We start from the raw sequence: 18,651 nt of genomic DNA, 5'->3' as shown, positions 1-18,651 counted from the left end.
GCAAAAAACCCTATCTTAAACACTTAATCCATAATAGGCAACTGACAAAACTATTTTATGAAAAACAAACAATCCAGAAGGTCTTTTTTGAGAAAGGCTGGTATCGGTGCCGCCGCCATTACGGCCAGTCCACAAATAATGGCTTCCTCCTCTGGCCAAATTTTGTCTTTAGATAGAGAATATGAGACCCGCTCATATGCCGCTAACGACAAGATTAATCTGGCCCTAATAGGCTCAGGAATTCAAGGAATTTATGATACGCGCGCTGCATTGGGAGTTCAAGGAGTTGAACTAGTCGCCGCCTGTGATTTGTATGCTGGCAGGTTAGACAGAGCTAAGGAACTTTGGGGAGAACATATTTTTGTAACCAGAGACTACCGTGAAATATTAAACAAAAAAGAAATAGATGCCGTTATCATAGCCACTCCCGATCATTGGCATAAGAAAATCACCATTGAAGCGATGCAGGCAGGAAAAGCGGTTTATTGTGAAAAGCCAATGGTCCAGAACTTTAATGAGGGTCATGAAATAATAAAGGTTCAGAAAGAAACTGGAATGCTGTGCCAAGTAGGTAGCCAAGGAATGTCTTCTTTAGGAAATGAAAAAGCCCGTTTGTTATATGAACAGGGTGCTATAGGGGAATTGGTTATGTTAGATATGTATAACGACCGTTATTCTGCCGAGGGAGCTTGGCAATATCCCATTCCCCCCGATGCCGATCCTAATACGGTAGACTTTGATACTTTTCTTGGAAACGCACCCAAAGTTCCTTATGAAGACAAACGCTTTTTTAGATGGAGAAACTACAAAGATTATGGTACCGGTGTAGCCGGAGATTTATTTGTACATGCCTTTTCCTCTCTAAATTATATTATAAGTTCTGATGGCCCAAACCGTGCAATTTCTACAGGTGGATTACGCTATTGGAAAGATGGGCGTGACGTCCCAGATGTTACCCTCACTTTTTATGACTATCCCAAGACCAAAACTCATAGTGCTTTTAACGCTTCTTTTCGGGTTAATTTCATTGCTGGCTCTGGTGGCGGAGGTGGATTTAGATTAATTGGGACTGAAGGTGCTATGGAAGTAGGCTCTAATTCCGTAACTCTAAAACGATCAAAACTTGGGATGATTCCAGGGGGCTATTCTATGGTTGCCTATCCGGAGGATACACAGGAGAAAATTAGACATGGATATCTTTCAAAACAACACGAAAACAGAACCTCAGAACTACAATTAGGCGAGACCATTTGGAAAGCTCCGTCGGATTACAAGGGAAGTCACTACGACCATTTCTACAATTTTTTTCAAGCCATTCGAAAAAAGTCAACTATTATACAAGACCCGGTATTTGGATTAAGAGCGGCTGGGGCTGCTCTATTAGCAAACGAGAGCTATTACACAGGCAGTCCGGTTAAATGGGACCCAATAAATATGAACTTATTATAGATCCTTATGTTAAAGTCGTTCTTTTTCAGTCTATGCTTTATTCTGGCAAGCCATATTTCCTTTAGCCAAGACCAGGTATTAAATATAGTAGTATTTGGAGCCCATCCAGACGACTGTGATATTGATGCAGGTGGTACCGCTATCTTATATTCCAAAATGGGTCATAAAGTTAAATTTGTATCCTTAACTAACGGTGATGCAGGCCATTTTGAAAAAGGCGGTGGTGCTTTAGCAAAAATTAGAATGGCAGAGGCACAAGAAGCAGCGAAAAGGTTTGGAGTAACCTATAAGGTTTTAGACAATCATGATGGGGAATTAATGCCTACCTTAGAAAATAGGTTGAAGGTAATTCGAGAAATTAGAACGTGGAATGCAGATCTTGTGATTGCACCAAGACCAAATGACTACCATCCTGATCACCGATATACTGGAATTCTTGTTCAGGATGCCGCATATATGGTTATTGTACCAAATGTAGCAGCGGACACCCCTCCTCTAAAAAAGAATCCAGTCTTTGTATACTCCCATGATAACTTCCAAAGACCAAATAAATTTCGTCCAGACATTGCGATAAACATAGACTCGGTATTTCAACAAAAAATCTACGCCCTTTCTGCGCATGAATCACAATTTTTTGAATGGCTGCCATGGACCAGTGGAAATTTGGATAAGGTACCGAAGAAGGACGAAGACCGAATGAATTGGCTTTCAAATTGGAGGTCCGCTCCTTTAGATAAGGCCACCAAGGAATCCTTGGTTAAATGGTATGGCGATAAAGCCCAGAGTATTAAAAAAGCAGAAGGTTTTGAAATATGTGAATATGGCAAGCAACCAACAGATGAAGAAATCAAAATACTTTTCCCCATGATAGGAAAAGACTGATTCTAACTCCAAAGCCTGTCCCAGGCCCTGATCTCATCCCACTCGGGCGTTGGTGCAAATAATTTTTCACCCTTAATAAGGTATTTCTTCACCATTTCTTCGTTTAACTCGACCCCCAAACCAGGTTTATCCGGTACCTTAACATAACCATCTTCAACGATAGGACCTTCAAAACCGGTCACCAGATTCTCCCAGTCTTTTTTGTCTACTGCGTGGTGTTCTAACCACATAAAATTCTCCGTGGCTGCCGCACTATGAACGCATCCTAGAAATGAGACTGGTCCTGCTGCATGATGATGCATAAAGCCAATACCATGTTTTGAAGCAAAATCCCCAATTCTTTTAGACTCGAGTATACCTCCTGCAGTATTCGGGTCTGGATGAACAATATCTACAGCGCGTGTGTTAATCAAATCTTCAAAGCCCCCTTCTAATCTATAGATATCCTCACCAGTCTGCGTTGGTGTTGTGGTAGCAAGAGTTATTTCTTTCCATTGCTCCGTGTATTGCCAAGGAATTATGTCCTCTATATAAGCAAGGTTGTAGGGTTCCGCGGCTCTGGCAATTTTTATCGCCTCATTTACCCCAAAATGCCCCCAATGATCTGTCCCCATAGGAATATCATAGCCAATTTTCGAGCGCATAACCTCTAAATACTCCATTAGTAGTTCTATTCCCTTCTCAGTAATCTGAACCCTGGTAAATGGATGTTTAGTTTCATTGTATGAACGGTATTCGTACTGATATGGGTTATAGGATGCGTCTTGCGAATTAATTATTGCACCGGGAATATCTTTGATAAGATTTATACCAATATCCATTTTTAATGCCGTATATCCCTGATCTATTCTGGCCTGCATTCTGTTGGCGTACTCATGTGGGTCTTTAGAAACAGTAGTATCGCAATATACTCTTACCTTATCTCTATACTTCCCTCCCAACATTTGATAAACTGGAACATTATAAGCCTTCCCAGCTAAGTCCCATAGGGCCATTTCTACACCCGATACCCCTCCTCCTTGTCTTCCATGATACCCAAATTGCTTTATTATTCCAAACAAACGCTCTACATTACAAGGATTTTCTCCCAGTAATCGACTTTTTAAAAATAAGGCATACTCCTTTGCCGCACCATCTCTAACATCTCCATGACCAACTATACCCTGATTTGTATAAATACGAACAATTGGGGTTCTGAAGGCCACATCTCCTCCTATTTCAGCAATCCTCATATCTGTAATTTTCAGAGTAGAGGGACTAGAATTTCTATTAACTTTTTGAGAAACATAGTCTACCTGTTCCGCGGCACTAGCCATAGAAAAGCTTGCAAGACTTAATCCTCCTAAACCAGCCTTTTTCAGAAAGGATCTGCGTTGATTTTCATTAGGTCTCCCCAGCTCTTCTTTAGAGCCGTATTTTTTAGATGTTTTCATATGCTGTTCTTTGTAATTCAAATTTTATTTCATTGATTTACCAGGTTCTGGTTTTTAAATAAGCATCCAATTCTTCTCTACTCATTGGCAATTTTTCAGGGTTTTGGTCTATCCAGTTTAAAAAATCTTGCTTAATCTCATCTGTCCATTTCGAATCTATTTGTCCTGGTGTATACTTGCCTTCTTTTAATCTCAAATGTCCAAACTCGTCCCTCAATGCAACAAATTCAGCTTGCGTAATGACCTCTTCTACCAAATGTGCCGGAATAAAAATAACCCCCTCTCTTTTGGCCAGTACTAAATCGCCTGGCATTACAGTAGCACGGCCAATTCGTATTGGTTTATTCAGGCCAGTAAGCATCATGTCTTTAATAAAAGATGGATCCCATCCGCGGACAAAAGCATTAAACCCTTGTATTTTTTTCAATCCTTCCAGGTCTCTTAGCGAGCCGTCAAAGACAACCCCATTACCTGAGTTTGCATAAATGGCATTCCCTAAATTATCCCCTATTAAAGTTCCGTCTACAATTTTTCCAAAACCATCTGCTATATATATGTCTCCTTGCTCTAAAGCATCTATCGGCCAGGAATTGGAAGAACCAATTCTCCCTTCTTTTTCTCCCTGAGCTTTAATAACCTCTTCTATATCCGGTCTTGTAGGCATGTATTGAGCTGTTAAAGCTCTTCCTGTCATAGCAACGTCTTCATGGATCATCATCCAATTACCCTCAAATTGATTGTGGTATCCTAATCCACGCATAGCTCCCCATGCTTCTTCAATGGAAATATTTTTTGCACGATCCAAATAACTGTCTGGTATTTTAGGTCTTCCATCCTCAAAGCGTTCTCCGCTCCATTCTTTGGTATAAGCAATCATTTGATCTTTGGAAATAGCCTGTGTAAAGCCTTGAAAACTCCATAGAAAAAGTATAACAAAATAATATTTAAATCCCATAATTTTCATGTCTGTTAAGTTGGTTCAAAAATCTATTTTAAGTGAAATAAGATAGTTAATAATTTCCTTCATATACTCATGTAAATAATCACTTCATGCGCTTATTAGAAAAAAACTTCTTTTGAATAAGAATCTCAACGTCTAAAAGACGTTAAAATGAAGCATAAAAAAAGGGTTATCTGCTAGATAACCCCTCTTCCATAAATACTAGGTTGTTTCTATATTTTAAAAGTCATTACTGGAATCTTAGAATGGTTGGTAATATCCTCTCCTATACTTCCCATAAAAAAATGTGATAAACCTTTGCGCCCATGGGTTGGTATTCCAATAATATCAGCGTTAATACTCTCACTGTAATTTAATACCCCTCTTTCAACACTATAGTCATTATATATAGTAACCTCTTTTCCTGCACCTGCTTTTTGTAAAAAGGAATTTATTTTGTCATAGGCGTCTTTATTGCTCAGGAAATTGTCCCCAGGTGTATTTATATATACCAGATGTAAATTGGCAGATAATTTAGAAGCAAATTCTTGTGCCTTCTTAAAAGCAGCTATGCTTTCTTCTTTAAATGCACAGGCAAAAACAAAACTATCTACCCTAAAGTCTTCTAATTCATCTTTTATTACTAACACAGGAATGGCAGAATTACGCACTACTTTTTCTGCATTAGAACCTACAAATATTTCTTTTAGTCCATCACTACCATGTGATCCCATAATGATTAAATCGGCCTGGTGTCTCTCCGCAATATCGTTTACTTCACTAAAAACTTTAAAGTGTTTAATTATAGGGGTAACCTTCTTCACTCCTTGCAAATATGGCTTTTGTAAAAACTCAGAAATCTTCTTTTCTGCCATTTTCAATAAAAAAACTGTTTGCTCTGGATGAAAGCCTTCTGAAGACGATATCATTGCTTCGTTTAACTCTAGCATATGAAGTGCTATTATTTCGGAGTCGTGTTTTTTTGACAAGGAAGCTGCCACTTTTAAAGCATATTCAGACTGCTCAGAAAAATCGATGGGTACTATTATCGTTTTCATATTCTTTGTTTTAAGGTTTAAAAATTAAGTTTAGATTGTCATAGAAAAAAGTCTTGTTTCAGGTTTCTTTTTATGAAGCCTCAAGTCAAAAGCCATACAAATATTCCTAATGAACGGTTTTCCTTTTTCAGTGACTACTAATCTATTAACGTCTATTACCAATAATTCGTCTTCGACCATCTCTTTTAGACGTCCCAATATAGTATTAATGGGGGCATCGCTAGACGGTTCTTCTTGCCAGCTTGTTTCAAAGGAACACATTAAATTTAATATATGTCGTCGAATAATCTGATCTTCTTGCGTTAAAATATGTCCTCTAAATATAGGAATTACATTGTTTGCAACTAAATGTTCGTATTCTTCTATTCCTTTTACATTCTGGGCAAATCCATACCAACTATCTCCAATACTAGAGGCACCTAGTCCAATCATCAGCTGGGTTTTAGAAGCCGTATATCCCATAAAATTTCTATGGAGTTTATCTTCCTGTAATGCCTGGTACAAAGTGTCTTGTTCTAGTGCAAAATGATCCATTCCTATTTCATGATAACCTACTTCAGCTAAAAGCCTTTTGCCGTTTTCATACTGACTTCTCTTTAATTCAGGAGATGGAAGATCCGAATCTGAATAACCTCTCTGCCCATTTCCTTTTAACCAGGGTACATGCGCATAACTGTAAAACGCTAGTCGGTCTGGGCGTAGCTTTTTGGTTTTCAAAATGGTTTCTTTTACATGTGCCATTGTCTGATGTGGCAGACCAAAGATAATATCATGTCCAATGGAGGTATATCCCAATTCTCTTGCCCAGGAAGTTACTTTTTCTACACTCTTAAAAGTCTGAATTCTATGAATAGCCTTTTGAACCTTTTCATTGTAATCCTGAACGCCAAAACTAACCCTGCTGAAGCCTAAGTCTTTTAGAATGCTAAGGTGTGCTTTTGTTGTATTATTTGGGTGACCCTCGAAACTAAACTCATAATCCTTGTGCTTATCTGCCAATAGAAGTATGCCCTTAATAAGCCTATCTAGATGCTGGGGTGAAAAAAATGTTGGGGTACCTCCACCGAGATGAAGTTCTTTGATTATTGGTCTTTCTGTAAATAAATTACAGTATAACTTCCATTCTTGTAAGACAGAATAAATATAGGGTAATTCTACCTCATGACGCTTTGTTATCCTTTTATGACATCCGCAAAACGTGCACATTTGCTCACAAAAAGGAAGGTGTATATAAAGACTAATCCCTTCTTTATTATTGGATTCATCAAAACTTTGTACTACAGACCGCTCCCATTCCTTTCCGCTAAAGGAATTCAAATCCCAATAGGGAACCGTTGGATAACTTGTATATCTTGGGCCTGGAATATTGTATTTATTTAACAAACTGCACATCTAAAATAGATTTATCACAAATCTAAAAGTACTGCGCTGGAAATAACATGATAATGATCAGCTTTTAAATACTAATTGCCCTTATATACTCGTTGAGTAGAAGCGTTCAAAAAAGTATTGCTAAACATTTAATAACAATGAAGACTTAAATGATATAGATAATGCGCTATTTTTACAACTAAAATAAAGACAATGACCTTATTACTTATGGCTGCCGGAAGAGGAAGCCGCTATGGAAAATTAAAACAATTTGATGGGTTAGGACCTAAGGAAGAATTTTTAATGGAGTTTAGTATTTATGATGCCCTTGAAAATGGTTTTAATCATATCGTAGTAATTACCCAAAGAGATAACGTGGATTTCCTTGAAGAATATCTTTCATCCAGAATTCCTGAAAATATTCAATTAGATGTCTTGGCCCAGGAACTGTCTGACCTTCCTTCTGGCTCTACCTATAAAGGCGAAAGACAAAAACCCTGGGGTACAGCGCATGCTGTTTGGACAGCTAGAAATCATATTAAAACAGCTTTTGCCATTATCAATGCTGATGATTATTATGGAAAAGCAGCCTATAGTAATGCTATTAAATTTATGACATCCGATGAATCGAAAGAAGTCTATGGCTTAATGGCCTACACTCTAAAAGATACGCTTTCTGAATTTGGCTCTGTCTCTAGGGGTGTTTGCGAACAAGACGAGAATAAACTTGTTTCTGTGGTTGAAAGAACGCAGATTGAATTTGTGAAGGATCAACTTCAAGATACAAATTCAGGTTTATTATTCGATGGGAATGAATTAGTCAGCATGAATTTTTGGATTTGTAGTCCCTCCGTCTTTGACTATATAGAAAAGGACTTTGCCAACTTTCTTACTAAAGATGAGAATATTCAAAATGGAGAAATTTACATTCCGTTTGTTATTCAAAAAGTTTTGGAAAAGAAAAAGATTGAGGTAGATGTAATCCCATCAGACAGCATTTGGTTTGGGATTACATATGCAGACGATAAGGCAAAAGGAGTAAACGAATTACAAAGACTAACTGCATCTGGCGATTATCCGACTCCCTTGTGGTAGCTAGGAATGTTTAAACTTCTCTATGCATAAAGCAGATCTCCATTTTATTGTTTCTCATTTTGAACTAGATGAAGTTGAGCTTCGTTTTCGTGAAATTAATCAAGGATATATCAATAGCACCTTTTTTATAATTCAGAATGAAGTGCCAAAATTTGTCCTTCAGAGAATCAACAATGAGGTTTTTCCAGATATAGATATTGTAATGGCTAATATGTCTCTAGCCTTAAAGTATTTAGTGGGAAAGGGGTACTCGCAAATATCTTTGGTTAAAACCAAAAAGAACCAGAACTTTTTAACCCTAGATGATGGTTCTCATTGGCGTATAATAACAGCCATTTTAAATTGTACCGCTTATTCTACTACCCAAGATCGTACTATTGCCTTTGAAGCAGGCAAAACACTAGGCAGGTTTCATTCCTTAATGCAGAAAGCATCAGAAGGGATGTTTAGACCTAGCCTTCCTAATTTTCACGATCTGGCATTTAGGGAAGTAGAGTTTTTAGATGCCATGAAATTTGGAAAGAACTCTGGCAATGAAGTTGCCCGCAATGCCATAGATTTTGCAAAAATAAACCTAGGCAAACTAAAGAAATTACAGCCCTTAGATCTCCCAAAGCGCATATGCCATAACGATACTAAGTTAAATAACATTCTTTTTGATAAAGACCTTAAAACTGGCCTCTGTTTAATTGATTTAGACACCATCATGCCTGGGTATTTTTATTATGACTTTGGAGATATTATTAGAACGCTGGTAAACCCGGCAGAAGAAGATGAAAGAGACCTTTCCAAGATTCGTTTTGAAACAGATCAATTCACAGCCTGTATTTTAGGATTAAGTGAAGAAGACCCCTTGCTGAGTACAAAGGAAATTAACAGTCTCCCATATGGGGTAGTCTTAATGCCCTTCTTACACGGATTAAGGGCGTTAACAGACTACTTAAACGGAAATGTCTATTACAAAGTTAGTTATGAAAATCAAAATCTCGATCGCTGTCTAAGTCTGTTTAAATTTACAGAATTGAGCTTTGAAAACTATGAAATTATGTTGGAGATAATTAAGGATTTCTATTCTCCTAAATAATGCTAAAAAGCAGCATGGCCTGTAATATCCAGACCCGTAATTAACAAGTGAATATCATGTGTGCCTTCGTAGGTAATAACGCTTTCTAAGTTCATCATATGGCGCATAATACTATATTCTCCAGTAATACCCATACCACCCAAAACTTGTCGAGCTTCCCGAGCGATGTTAATGGCCATCTCCACATTGTTCCTCTTGGCCATAGAGATTTGAGCAGATGTTGCCTTTCCTTCATTTTTAAGTTGTCCTAATCGAAATGCCAATAACTGGGCCTTAGTAATCTCCGTAATCATTTCAGCTAACTTTTTTTGCTGAAGTTGGGTAGCGGCAATAGGTTTCCCAAATTGAATACGTTCTTTTGCATACCGCAATGCTGTATCATAACAATCCATTGCAGCCCCTATAGCACCCCATGCAATTCCATACCGGGCAGAATCTAAACATCCTAAAGGAGCACCCAAACCATTTTTTCCTACCAATAGATTTTCCTTTGGCACTTTTACGTTATCAAATATTAGCTCTCCTGTTGCCGATGCTCTTAAAGACCACTTACCATGTGTCTCAGGAGTAGAAAAGCCCTCCATTCCTCTTTCCACGATTAGCCCATGAATTCTACCTTCTTCGTTTTTCGCCCAAACAACTGCGATATCTGCAAAGGGAGAATTGGAAATCCAAAGCTTGGCGCCATTTAGAAGATAATGGTCTCCTTTATCTTTAAAGTTAGTAACCATACCCCCTGGATTAGAACCGTGATCCGGTTCTGTAAGACCAAAACATCCCATGAATTCACCACTAGCCAATTTTGGTAGATATTTTGTTTTTTGTTCCTCTGTGCCATAGGCGAATATGGGATACATAACTAAAGATGATTGTACCGATGCAGTAGAACGCACACCACTATCGCCGCGTTCTATCTCTTGCATAATTAGGCCATAAGAAATCTGATCTAATCCGGCACCACCATAATTTTCAGGTATATAGGGTCCAAAAGCTCCAATTTCCGAAAGCCCCTTTAAAATCTGGGTAGGAAATTCTGCTTTCTGTGCAAATTCTTCAATAATTGGACTAACATCTCGTTTAACCCATTGTCGTGCTGCATCCCTAACTAACTTATGTTCTTCACTCAAAAGATCATCCAGCATGTAGTAATCTGGTGCTTCAAATAAGTCTGGCCTCATACTTGTTTTTTTTTCAAAGGTAGTTAAAGGAATATAACAAACCAATGGACTTAAAGTAGTTTTTGTAACAAAATGCCTATGTCTGTAATCGAGAAATAAAATGTGTTATTTAGACAATTTGCAATAGCAATCTACATGTTTAAATAAAAGTCTTTTGTGAGTTCAATATACTCCTCAGTGTATTGATGTCTATCTTTTTCAATGATCAATTCATCCAAAATAGGTTCGGTATTCTCAAAAGTAAACTCCAATAGGCTTCTTTTAGCGGGTAAGTGAGCTAGCCCTTTTACTCGAGTAATTCTCCTGGGATATAACCTGTATTCCATGGCCAACTTAACAAGACTCTTTTCTTCACTAAAAGGGGCAATCATAGCAAAATGTCCGTTTTTGGAGAGAAGTCCATTTATACTGTTAAAAAGTTCTTCGAAAGGTAATTCAATATTTCTACGAGCTCTATCTCTGGCCGTATTACCGCTTCCAAGACTATTGGTATAAAAAGGTGGATTAGAAACTATTAAATCATAGTTGTCCTCTATTTCCAGTACAAATTCATCTAGTGAGCAATGATAACAAAACAAGCTGTCTGCCCATGGAGAATTTTCAAAGTTCTCAACGCATTGTTCGTAGGCGTTTCCTTCAATTTCGATTGCATCAATAGTCTCTGCGGATGATCGTTGAGCCAGCATAAGGGCGATTACCCCAGTACCCGCTCCGATATCGAGAACAGACAAGGGGTTTAAAGAAACATCCGTCCAGGCAGCAAGCAGCACGCCATCCGTGCCTATTTTCATTGCCGTTCTGTCCTGATTTACGGTGAACTTTTTAAATCGAAATGGTTTGTTCATTCTACTTTGCCCGCTATTCTTGTTTCATTTCCCTCTAAGTCTATCAAAGAATCGCCGAGTTTAATACGCATTTCGTCCGCTAATTCTTTTATTTTTTCTACTATTTCAGGATTGTCTTTTGCAACGTTCGCACATTCAGATAAATCCTTTGAAAGATCGTATAATTCTATATCCTCTAGATCAATGTATTTATATTCCCCTGGCAGACCATCTTTCCCAGGAATTTGCCCTTCCATTGATCTGTAGTTATGAGGAAAATATAGCTTCCAATTTCCGTACCTTACTCCATGTAACTCGTTTACTTTATAATAAAAGAAATAAGCCTCCTGTGGACTTTTATTCTCTGCTCCTGTCAACAAAGGCCAAGCACTTTTGCCATCAATAGTATTTTGCGGTAAAGGGGAATTTGTAACCTCAGCTATTGTCGGCAGAAGATCTATTGCCATTAATGGTTCGGATATGGTTCTCCCTCCCGTCAATTGATCCGGATAACGCATAAGAAATGGCTCTCTCTGTCCCCCTTCCCACGCCGTGCCTTTACCTTCTCTAAAAGGCCTGGCACTGCCAGCATGATTTCCATAAGATAACCATGGGCCATTGTCAGAGGTAAAGATTACTATGGTATTGTCCTCTAAGTTATTGTCTTTTAAAGTCTTCAAAATTTCTCCTACAGACCAATCGAGTTCCATAATTACATCCCCATAAAGGCCTCTCCCTGATTTTCCCATAAACTTCTTAGAAACAAATAGGGGAACATGTGGCTGAGGATGTGGTACATACAAGAAAAATGGTGTCTCTATGTTACGCTTTATAAATTCAATGCTTCTATTGGTAATTTCGGTGGTTAAATGACTTTGATCTGTCAGGGTATCGATAATAGCTTCATTGTGGTACAAGGGTAAGGGACCAAAATTGAATACAGGACCTTGTTGAGGGTGGAAGGGCCACATATCATTAGAATAAGGTATGCCATAAAACTCATCGAAGCCATGTCTGGTTGGCAAAAATTCTTGTGCATCCCCTAGATGCCATTTACCAAAAATCCCAGTTGTGTAACCATTTTCTTTAAGCATTTCGGCTATAGTCACTTCCTTAGGGTTTAATCCTATTTTACTCTCAGGCATAAATGCATTATGTATGCCTATCCTGTTTGGGTAGCAGCCGGTTAAAAGACCTGCTCTTGAGGCAGAACACACAGCTTGTGCTGCATAGAAACTACTTAACTTTATTCCTTCCTTAGCTAGCCTATCTAAATTTGGTGTAGCTATATCCGCAGCTCCAAACACACCTAAATCCTGATAGCCCTGGTCGTCTGTGAATATTATAATAACGTTAGGCGGCCTTTGTGAAGACTCTTTAAGGGAGCTGTTCTTACAGGCAAAAAAAACAAGAAAAACCCCGTGTAAAAGAATATATTTTGCCCAAGAAAATCTGGAAAAGCTCATTAAAAAATGTAAATTTTACTTATTTGTTGCAAGTTAGTTTATATAATATTAATTTTCTTGTCAAAGAAAATTTGCTATGACGTTAAGTGTGAAATGGTTAAAGTGGACTAAACATCTAGTCCCCTTCAATTCCTCTGTATTTTCTTGGAAACTTCCCTTAATATTTCTAATTCTTCTTATAAGTTGTAAGAAGAAGGAACCGGCGCCGGATATGGTTGCCAAGGTTATTGGTTCCATGTCCGATACGCTGCCCAAGGTAACTCTTCCTGATGGTGTTGACCCTCAAAATGAAAACTGGAAAGGAATAGATCTAGATCCTAAGAGTCCGGTACTACCCCTCTATCCTTTGGAGGAAGCAAAACATTTTTTACTTCCGGAAGGTTATGCAATAGAACCTATTTTAACCGAACCCGCCATTGAACAACCCGGCGCTATAGCCTTCGATGGAGACGGAAGAATGTTTGTCTTGGAACTAAGAACTTATATGCTTACGGCAGACTCTGATGGTACTTTAGACCCAATTAGCAGAATTTCACGTTGGGAAGACAAAGATCTAGATGGTGTTTATGAAACCGGAACAACCTTTGTTGATAGTCTAATTTTCCCCCGTTTTGTACTCCCCTATGGGAAGGACTGTATTTTAACCATGGAATCGGATGCTGATATTGTCTATAAATATACAGACACGGACCAGGATGGAAAAGCAGATAAAAAGGAATTTTTTACAGATAACTATGGCCGTTCTGGTAATGTTGAACACCAGCAGGCGTTTATGTATTGGGGAATGGATAACTGGCTGTACAGTACCGTAAATGCCTTTCGAATTAGGGAGACCGACGAAGGCATCAAAAGAGAAAAAACTGGTTATAACAGAGCCCAGTGGGGAATTACACATGATGATGATGGCAAACTCTGGTTTCAGGGAGGTGCCAGCGGGCTTCCTTCTTACTTCCAGTTTCCCATTCACTATGGAAATTTTGAAGTGCCAGATCAATTTGCAGAAGGTTTTGATATTCCTTGGGGTGCAGCGGTAAAAATTGGCGATATGCAAGGCGGAATGGATGAAATTAGACAACCAGATGGCTCACTTAATAGAGTAACTGGTGCTGCAGGTAACGATATTTATAGAGGAAACTCTCTTCCAAAAGATCTATTAGGTAATTATTTTTATGGAGAACCCGTTGCCAGAATAGTTCGTCAGATTAGGCCAGAAGTATCCGCCGGACTAACTACCTTGCACAATGTTCACCAAAATGAAAAATCAGAATTTTTGCGAAGTACAGACCCCTTGTTTAGACCGGTGGACATGGCCACTGCTCCCGATGGAACAATGTATGTAGTAGATATGTACCACGGTATTATACAAGAGGGACAATGGGCGCAAAAAGGATCTTTTTTACGCACAAAGATCGAGCAATATCAGTTAGATAAGGTAATTAGACTAGGTAGGATATGGCGAATTACCCACAAAGACTTTAAGCGAGATAAATCAAAACCCAAAATGTTTTCTGCCAATTCTTTACAATTGGTAAGTCATTTAGACCATCCTAATGGATGGTGGCGAGATAAGGCACAACAACTATTAGTCTTAAGAGATGATAAAACTATAATACCCGAATTGAAAATGAAAAGTCTCAAAGGGGAAAATCTTTTCGGTAGATTTCATGCTCTATGGGTCTTAGAAGGAATGAATGCCTTAGACATAGAATTAGTTCAAAACCTACTTCACGACCCCAATCCCAGAATGCAAATCCAGGCTTTAAGAGCAAGTGAATCGCTCTATAAAAAAGGCAGTAGAGACCTGGTTGCAGATTATAAAGATTTATTACAGGATGATGATGAGAATGTTGCAATTCAGGCTATGCTTACCATCCATCATCTAGAGGTAAAGGATGTTGAAAAGGAGTTGAACGAGGTTTTAGTTACAAATGATTCAAAAGGGATACAATTAATCGGGAAGCAAATTCTAAACCCTCAAGATTCGGGATACCGTGAAAATCGCCTTGCACATCTTGCGCCAGAGCAACAAGAACAACTCAAAAGGGGGACGGAAATATTTAATGAATTATGTGTTCAATGCCATGGTACAAATGGTCAGGGTACACCCTTGGGTAATGGAAGTACTATTGCACCGGCTCTGACGCAATCGGATCGAGTCCAAGCCCATCCGGATTATATTATTAATACCTTGTTATTTGGGCTAAAGGGACCAATTGAAGGAAAGGAATATCCGGGAGGCATAATGGTAGGTATGCAAGAACAGTCTGATCAATGGATTGCCGATATACTGTCTTATATAAGAATTAATTTAGATAATGAATCTAGTTTTATTTCCAAAGAACAGGTAGCTGATTTACGATCTTCCAATTCTTCTCAAGAAGTCCTTTCGTTTAAAGAATTATGGGCACAAATTCCACAAGAAATACCATTTACCGATAGTTGGAAAGTAAGTGCAAGTCATTCTATCCCGACAAGAATAGGTGGAACTGCTTCCCCATCAAGTGCTTTTAACTTTGAAGGTTGGTCTACCGGAGAAAAACAAAGAAAAAATATGTGGTTTCAAATAGAGTTACCTGAGGTAAAAACACTTTCAGGCGTTCAATTTGAAGCCCCCCCTAAAAGATTTGGCTGGGGTCCTAAAGCTCCCACCCCATTAGAAACCTATCCAAGAGAAGTAATTCTTCATACCTCTGTAGATGGTAAGAATTGGAATGAAATTAAGGTAGCTAAATGTGCTAGTAGAATTAATATGATCCCTTTTGAAAGCATAAACGCAAAATATTTAAAGATGACTTTAAATATTTCTGCTGCTGGAAATGAAGATTTCCCCTGGTCTATGAAACAGTTTAAGGTTTATGGTTTTCAAAAGACTGAAGCCAATGTTTCTACTTCAGACTAGGAATTCCTTCTTGTAGATAAGCCAGCAAATCTGCCATTTCCTGTTTGTCCATAGCGAATTCAAGGCCTTCCGGCATTAAGGACTTACCAGTAGTAGAAAAATTCTCTATGTTGATTTTTTGTATGTTCACATATTTACCCCCTGCGATTGCCAAAGTGAGATCAGAATCTGTTTCGGAACTAACTAAACCAAAGTATATATTGCCATCTTTTGTTACTACCTTGTAGTTTAGGTATTTAGTGTCTACCGCGGCATTAGGGTCTAGTATTTCATGCAATAAAGACTCCTTACTTTTACGACTAATTTCTGTCAGAACAGGACCTACCTGATTTCCAATATCATCATAAATATGGCAACTGGCACATTGGTTCCTAAAAACGGCCTTCCCACGAGAGGCAGTGCCCTCCATTTGTAATGCAGGCAACATTTGGTCTATAGCCTCCTTTCTTTGCACTATTCCACTATCTGAAAAAAGTGCTTCTGCCCTCTTCCTTATAGCCGCATCTTCAGAGAATAATAATACCCTTCTACGCTCTAAATCCAGATTAAATTCTCCTAAATTAACCTCGCCATTTTCCATTGCTGTTAGTAGGGGGTCATGATTAAAAGACTTATATAAAAGGATGTCTGTAGCATGCCTTCTGGCTTCCGGACCAAGAGAGGGCCATAAATGTAACAGTTTTGGACCCACCTCTTCTTTATTGGAGTTCCACAATTGGGAAAGCGCCTCTCTTTGAAGTATCAAAGGTCTATTTGTTTCTAAGAGCGCGTAGAGGAGTTCTGATCTAAACTCAAAATCGGCTAGGCCTATAAGCTGTAATTGAGCCAGTTGCTCCTCTACACTTCCTTTCTCCTCTAAAATATTTTTTCTGGCTAAAGGCAAATACTCGTTTACCTTTTTAGAAGCTTCCACACCGAGGGCAAGTCGCAATTCACCACAAGACTTTATTATTTCAATATCATTATTTGTTTCTAAACTATTTAGACTTCGCAGTAGGTGTAATTCTTCAGAGGGGTTTAAAGTGGAAGTACTACGATAAGCATATCCGTCTGAAAGAGATGTAATTAAGATTGCTTTATCTTTTGGACTTAAAGTGCTATTACCAAGCCTGTCTAAAATATCCGCTATATCGAGATGAGAATAGTCTTTCCCTACTACCTTAATTAAGAGATTTAGCATTTCCTTTTGCTGCTTGCCTAAATCATCTTCCTGAACTATTATTTCATTTTTTAAAATCTCAAGAGCCTGTGGTTTAAGAACAAAGGAAATTGCCTGCAGGTTCCAGTAGTCTAACATCTCATCTTCTAGAATTTTTTGATATTCTTTGGCTATTACCTCCTTAACCCGCCCATATTCATTATTCTCAAGTGTACTCAGGGATAAGGTTATCTGAAGTCTTACTCTTTTATCCGCTGACGGGAGCAAATGAATTAAGCTATCTACAAGGGCCGAAGAATTATGCAGTCTTTTTTCTGCAATTCGTACAGCGCTCTCCGTTACCCCCGGGTGATCGTCTTCCAATGCCATCAGCAAGTATTCATCTTCTAATTCCCCTAGGCCTTCTAAAGTCCAAAGACTGTGAAGTCTTGCCAAAGGTCTAGGATTGGATAATTGTTTTTCCAAAATCGACTTCGCATCTAAGCGCTTTCCAGAAACCAGTAATTGTTGGGCGGTTCTTCTTATCCATTGGTTATCATCACCGAGAGCGCTAACCAAGTCTTCCATCTCACTCTTCTCGAAGTTGATAGGAACAGTATAAGTATAAGTTTTAGGGCTTATCCTATAAATCCTTCCTTTGTCCTTACCAGCATTTAAATCCAGGTTAATTTCTATTTCATCGGGTATCCACTCGGGATGTTCAATTACTTCTCTATGCATATCCAGAACATATAAAGCTCCATCTGGTCCTATAGACATATTAACGGGTCTGAAGGATCGATCTGAAGAAGCTAAAAACTCTATTTTTTCTCTATTCCTTGTAGCTTTTGATACAGAAAATTCTTGGTCTAGCTGATCCATGTGCACTAAGTTTAGTACACAATCTGCTACCAGCAGAGAGTTGTCCATATCCTCTGGGAATATTCCACCTCCGTAATACGTTATTCCACACGCCCCTGAAAAGTAACCAGATTGTTCGGGATGATTAACCCGCGAATCTTGTTCGCCTATAGGGTATATTCGAGAAAGTCCGTTTTCTTCATGGTCTGATATATTTACCAAGGCATGACCGGATGCAGAGGGCATATCTGTAAAATAACGATCTTCAAAAACCAATTGTGATACATGTTCTAAATTATGAGTTTCATACAACCTTCCCCAATTATCAAAAGTTATTTTAAACCCTCCAGAAGATTCCCCGACTCTTTCCAAAACTTCATCTTCCAGATTAAATCTTAAATCCCCTCCTCTAAGGGGCATAAATTCATTGGGGGTAGAAGTAAAAAATGGTGCCCCGGAATTTCCTCCATTGGCAGCGTAGATCCAATTATCTAAACCATAGGTCAGCCCATTGAAATTATGCTGAAGATTCTCATTGCTAAAACCGTCCATTAAAACAATTCGTTTCTCAGCAAGTCCGTCATTGTCTTCATCGCCTATCCATAAAAGATGAGGTGGAGCTGCAACGAGAAATCCGCCTTTATAAAACATAAAAGACGAAGCTACACCCAGATCCTCTGCAAACATCTTCCTTTCATCAAATATTCCGTCCTGATTATTGTCTTTCAAATGAACAATTCTACTAGTAGCATCCCTTAGAGGATAACCTGGCATTTCAAGGACAAATGCTTCCCCTGAAGGGGAAAATTGTAGTTCAACCGGGTCAAAAACCAAAGGTTCGGAAGCAACCAAATCCATCTTAAAATCTGGGTGCAATTGAAACGAATTGCCATCATTATCCTCCTTTCGCATACAAGCAAAAAGCAGTAAAACAGCCAAAAAAAACAATATACTTTTTTTCATTAGGATATTT

At 38.5% G+C, this 18,651-nt stretch carries 13 protein-coding genes; 5 read left to right on the top strand and 8 right to left on the bottom strand.

Going from position 1 to position 18,651, the window contains the following annotated elements; genetic code table 11:
- Nucleotides 1–57 precede the first annotated feature (57 nt).
- Both PXG98_RS05250 and PXG98_RS05245 read left to right on the top strand, forming a co-directional pair.
- A complete protein-coding gene (locus tag PXG98_RS05250; RefSeq protein WP_276389371.1) occupies nucleotides 58–1,449 on the top strand; it encodes a Gfo/Idh/MocA family protein in 1,392 nt (463 codons plus the stop codon).
- A gap of 6 nt (nucleotides 1,450–1,455) precedes the next feature.
- On the top strand, nucleotides 1,456–2,331 hold the full coding sequence (locus tag PXG98_RS05245) for a PIG-L deacetylase family protein (RefSeq protein ID WP_276389370.1): 876 nt from the start codon (nucleotides 1,456–1,458) through the stop codon (nucleotides 2,329–2,331).
- A 2-nt stretch (nucleotides 2,332–2,333) separates the two neighbouring features.
- Here the strand turns inward: PXG98_RS05245 and PXG98_RS05240 are convergent, their stop codons facing one another.
- From PXG98_RS05240 to hemN, 4 genes are all read right to left on the bottom strand, one after another.
- On the bottom strand, nucleotides 2,334–3,764 hold the full coding sequence (locus PXG98_RS05240; protein WP_276389369.1) for a mandelate racemase/muconate lactonizing enzyme family protein: 1,431 nt from the start codon (nucleotides 3,762–3,764) through the stop codon (nucleotides 2,334–2,336).
- Nucleotides 3,765–3,801: 37 nt separating this feature from the next.
- Complete coding sequence (locus PXG98_RS05235) at nucleotides 3,802–4,719, bottom strand: RraA family protein (RefSeq protein WP_276389368.1); 918 nt, start codon at nucleotides 4,717–4,719, stop codon at nucleotides 3,802–3,804.
- 218 nt (nucleotides 4,720–4,937) lie between these two features.
- The gene (locus PXG98_RS05230; RefSeq protein WP_276389367.1) at nucleotides 4,938–5,762 is read right to left on the bottom strand and encodes a universal stress protein; all 825 of its coding nucleotides are present in this window, start codon (nucleotides 5,760–5,762) and stop codon (nucleotides 4,938–4,940) included.
- Nucleotides 5,763–5,792: 30 nt separating this feature from the next.
- On the bottom strand, nucleotides 5,793–7,154 hold the full coding sequence (gene hemN / locus PXG98_RS05225) for an oxygen-independent coproporphyrinogen III oxidase (RefSeq protein WP_276389366.1): 1,362 nt from the start codon (nucleotides 7,152–7,154) through the stop codon (nucleotides 5,793–5,795).
- 192 nt (nucleotides 7,155–7,346) lie between these two features.
- Between hemN and PXG98_RS05220 the strand changes: the two genes are divergently transcribed.
- On the top strand, nucleotides 7,347–8,228 hold the full coding sequence (locus PXG98_RS05220) for a sugar phosphate nucleotidyltransferase (protein WP_276389365.1): 882 nt from the start codon (nucleotides 7,347–7,349) through the stop codon (nucleotides 8,226–8,228).
- A 22-nt stretch (nucleotides 8,229–8,250) separates the two neighbouring features.
- On the top strand, nucleotides 8,251–9,312 hold the full coding sequence (locus PXG98_RS05215; RefSeq protein ID WP_276389364.1) for a phosphotransferase enzyme family protein: 1,062 nt from the start codon (nucleotides 8,251–8,253) through the stop codon (nucleotides 9,310–9,312).
- A gap of 2 nt (nucleotides 9,313–9,314) precedes the next feature.
- Here PXG98_RS05215 and PXG98_RS05210 read toward each other — a convergent pair whose 3' ends face one another.
- From PXG98_RS05210 to PXG98_RS05200, 3 genes are all read right to left on the bottom strand, one after another.
- Nucleotides 9,315–10,490, bottom strand: coding sequence for an acyl-CoA dehydrogenase family protein (locus PXG98_RS05210; RefSeq protein ID WP_276389363.1), 1,176 nt, complete (start codon nucleotides 10,488–10,490; stop codon nucleotides 9,315–9,317).
- A 131-nt stretch (nucleotides 10,491–10,621) separates the two neighbouring features.
- Nucleotides 10,622–11,335 (bottom strand): tRNA1(Val) (adenine(37)-N6)-methyltransferase, encoded by a 714-nt coding sequence (locus PXG98_RS05205; protein WP_276389362.1) that lies wholly within the window; start codon nucleotides 11,333–11,335, stop codon nucleotides 10,622–10,624.
- Complete coding sequence (locus PXG98_RS05200; RefSeq protein ID WP_276389361.1) at nucleotides 11,332–12,780, bottom strand: sulfatase family protein; 1,449 nt, start codon at nucleotides 12,778–12,780, stop codon at nucleotides 11,332–11,334. The genes PXG98_RS05205 and PXG98_RS05200 overlap by 4 nt, the downstream gene beginning before the upstream one ends.
- A 76-nt stretch (nucleotides 12,781–12,856) precedes the next feature.
- Here PXG98_RS05200 and PXG98_RS05195 point away from each other — a divergent pair, with 76 nt between their 5' ends.
- The gene (locus PXG98_RS05195; protein WP_276389360.1) at nucleotides 12,857–15,679 is read left to right on the top strand and encodes a DUF7133 domain-containing protein; all 2,823 of its coding nucleotides are present in this window, start codon (nucleotides 12,857–12,859) and stop codon (nucleotides 15,677–15,679) included.
- Here PXG98_RS05195 and PXG98_RS05190 read toward each other — a convergent pair.
- Nucleotides 15,666–18,641 carry a PVC-type heme-binding CxxCH protein gene (locus tag PXG98_RS05190; protein WP_276389359.1) on the bottom strand — a complete coding sequence of 992 codons (2,976 nt, stop codon included), beginning with the start codon at nucleotides 18,639–18,641 and terminating at the stop codon, nucleotides 15,666–15,668. The genes PXG98_RS05195 and PXG98_RS05190 overlap by 14 nt on opposite strands.
- Nucleotides 18,642–18,651 lie beyond the last annotated feature (10 nt).

Origin of the sequence: Eudoraea chungangensis (genome assembly GCF_029360665.1) — a bacterium.
Classification (GTDB): domain Bacteria; phylum Bacteroidota; class Bacteroidia; order Flavobacteriales; family Flavobacteriaceae; genus Eudoraea; species Eudoraea chungangensis.
Note: the sequence above shows the minus strand (reverse complement) of the source record. Positions and strands in the feature narration are given on the sequence as shown.

Bases quoted from the DNA above. Each gene is read 5' to 3' on its own strand.
- PXG98_RS05250 (WP_276389371.1), top strand. From the start codon at position 58: ATGAAAAACAAACAATCCAGAAGGTCTTTTTTGAGAAAGGCTGGTATC.
- PXG98_RS05245 (WP_276389370.1), top strand. From the start codon at position 1,456: ATGTTAAAGTCGTTCTTTTTCAGTCTATGCTTTATTCTGGCAAGCCAT.
- PXG98_RS05240 (WP_276389369.1), bottom strand. From the start codon at position 3,764: ATGAAAACATCTAAAAAATACGGCTCTAAAGAAGAGCTGGGGAGACCT.
- PXG98_RS05235 (WP_276389368.1), bottom strand. From the start codon at position 4,719: ATGGGATTTAAATATTATTTTGTTATACTTTTTCTATGGAGTTTTCAA.
- PXG98_RS05230 (WP_276389367.1), bottom strand. From the start codon at position 5,762: ATGAAAACGATAATAGTACCCATCGATTTTTCTGAGCAGTCTGAATAT.
- hemN (WP_276389366.1), bottom strand. From the start codon at position 7,154: ATGTGCAGTTTGTTAAATAAATACAATATTCCAGGCCCAAGATATACA.
- PXG98_RS05220 (WP_276389365.1), top strand. From the start codon at position 7,347: ATGACCTTATTACTTATGGCTGCCGGAAGAGGAAGCCGCTATGGAAAA.
- PXG98_RS05215 (WP_276389364.1), top strand. From the start codon at position 8,251: ATGCATAAAGCAGATCTCCATTTTATTGTTTCTCATTTTGAACTAGAT.
- PXG98_RS05210 (WP_276389363.1), bottom strand. From the start codon at position 10,490: ATGAGGCCAGACTTATTTGAAGCACCAGATTACTACATGCTGGATGAT.
- PXG98_RS05205 (WP_276389362.1), bottom strand. From the start codon at position 11,335: ATGAACAAACCATTTCGATTTAAAAAGTTCACCGTAAATCAGGACAGA.
- PXG98_RS05200 (WP_276389361.1), bottom strand. From the start codon at position 12,780: ATGAGCTTTTCCAGATTTTCTTGGGCAAAATATATTCTTTTACACGGG.
- PXG98_RS05195 (WP_276389360.1), top strand. From the start codon at position 12,857: ATGACGTTAAGTGTGAAATGGTTAAAGTGGACTAAACATCTAGTCCCC.
- PXG98_RS05190 (WP_276389359.1), bottom strand. From the start codon at position 18,641: ATGAAAAAAAGTATATTGTTTTTTTTGGCTGTTTTACTGCTTTTTGCT.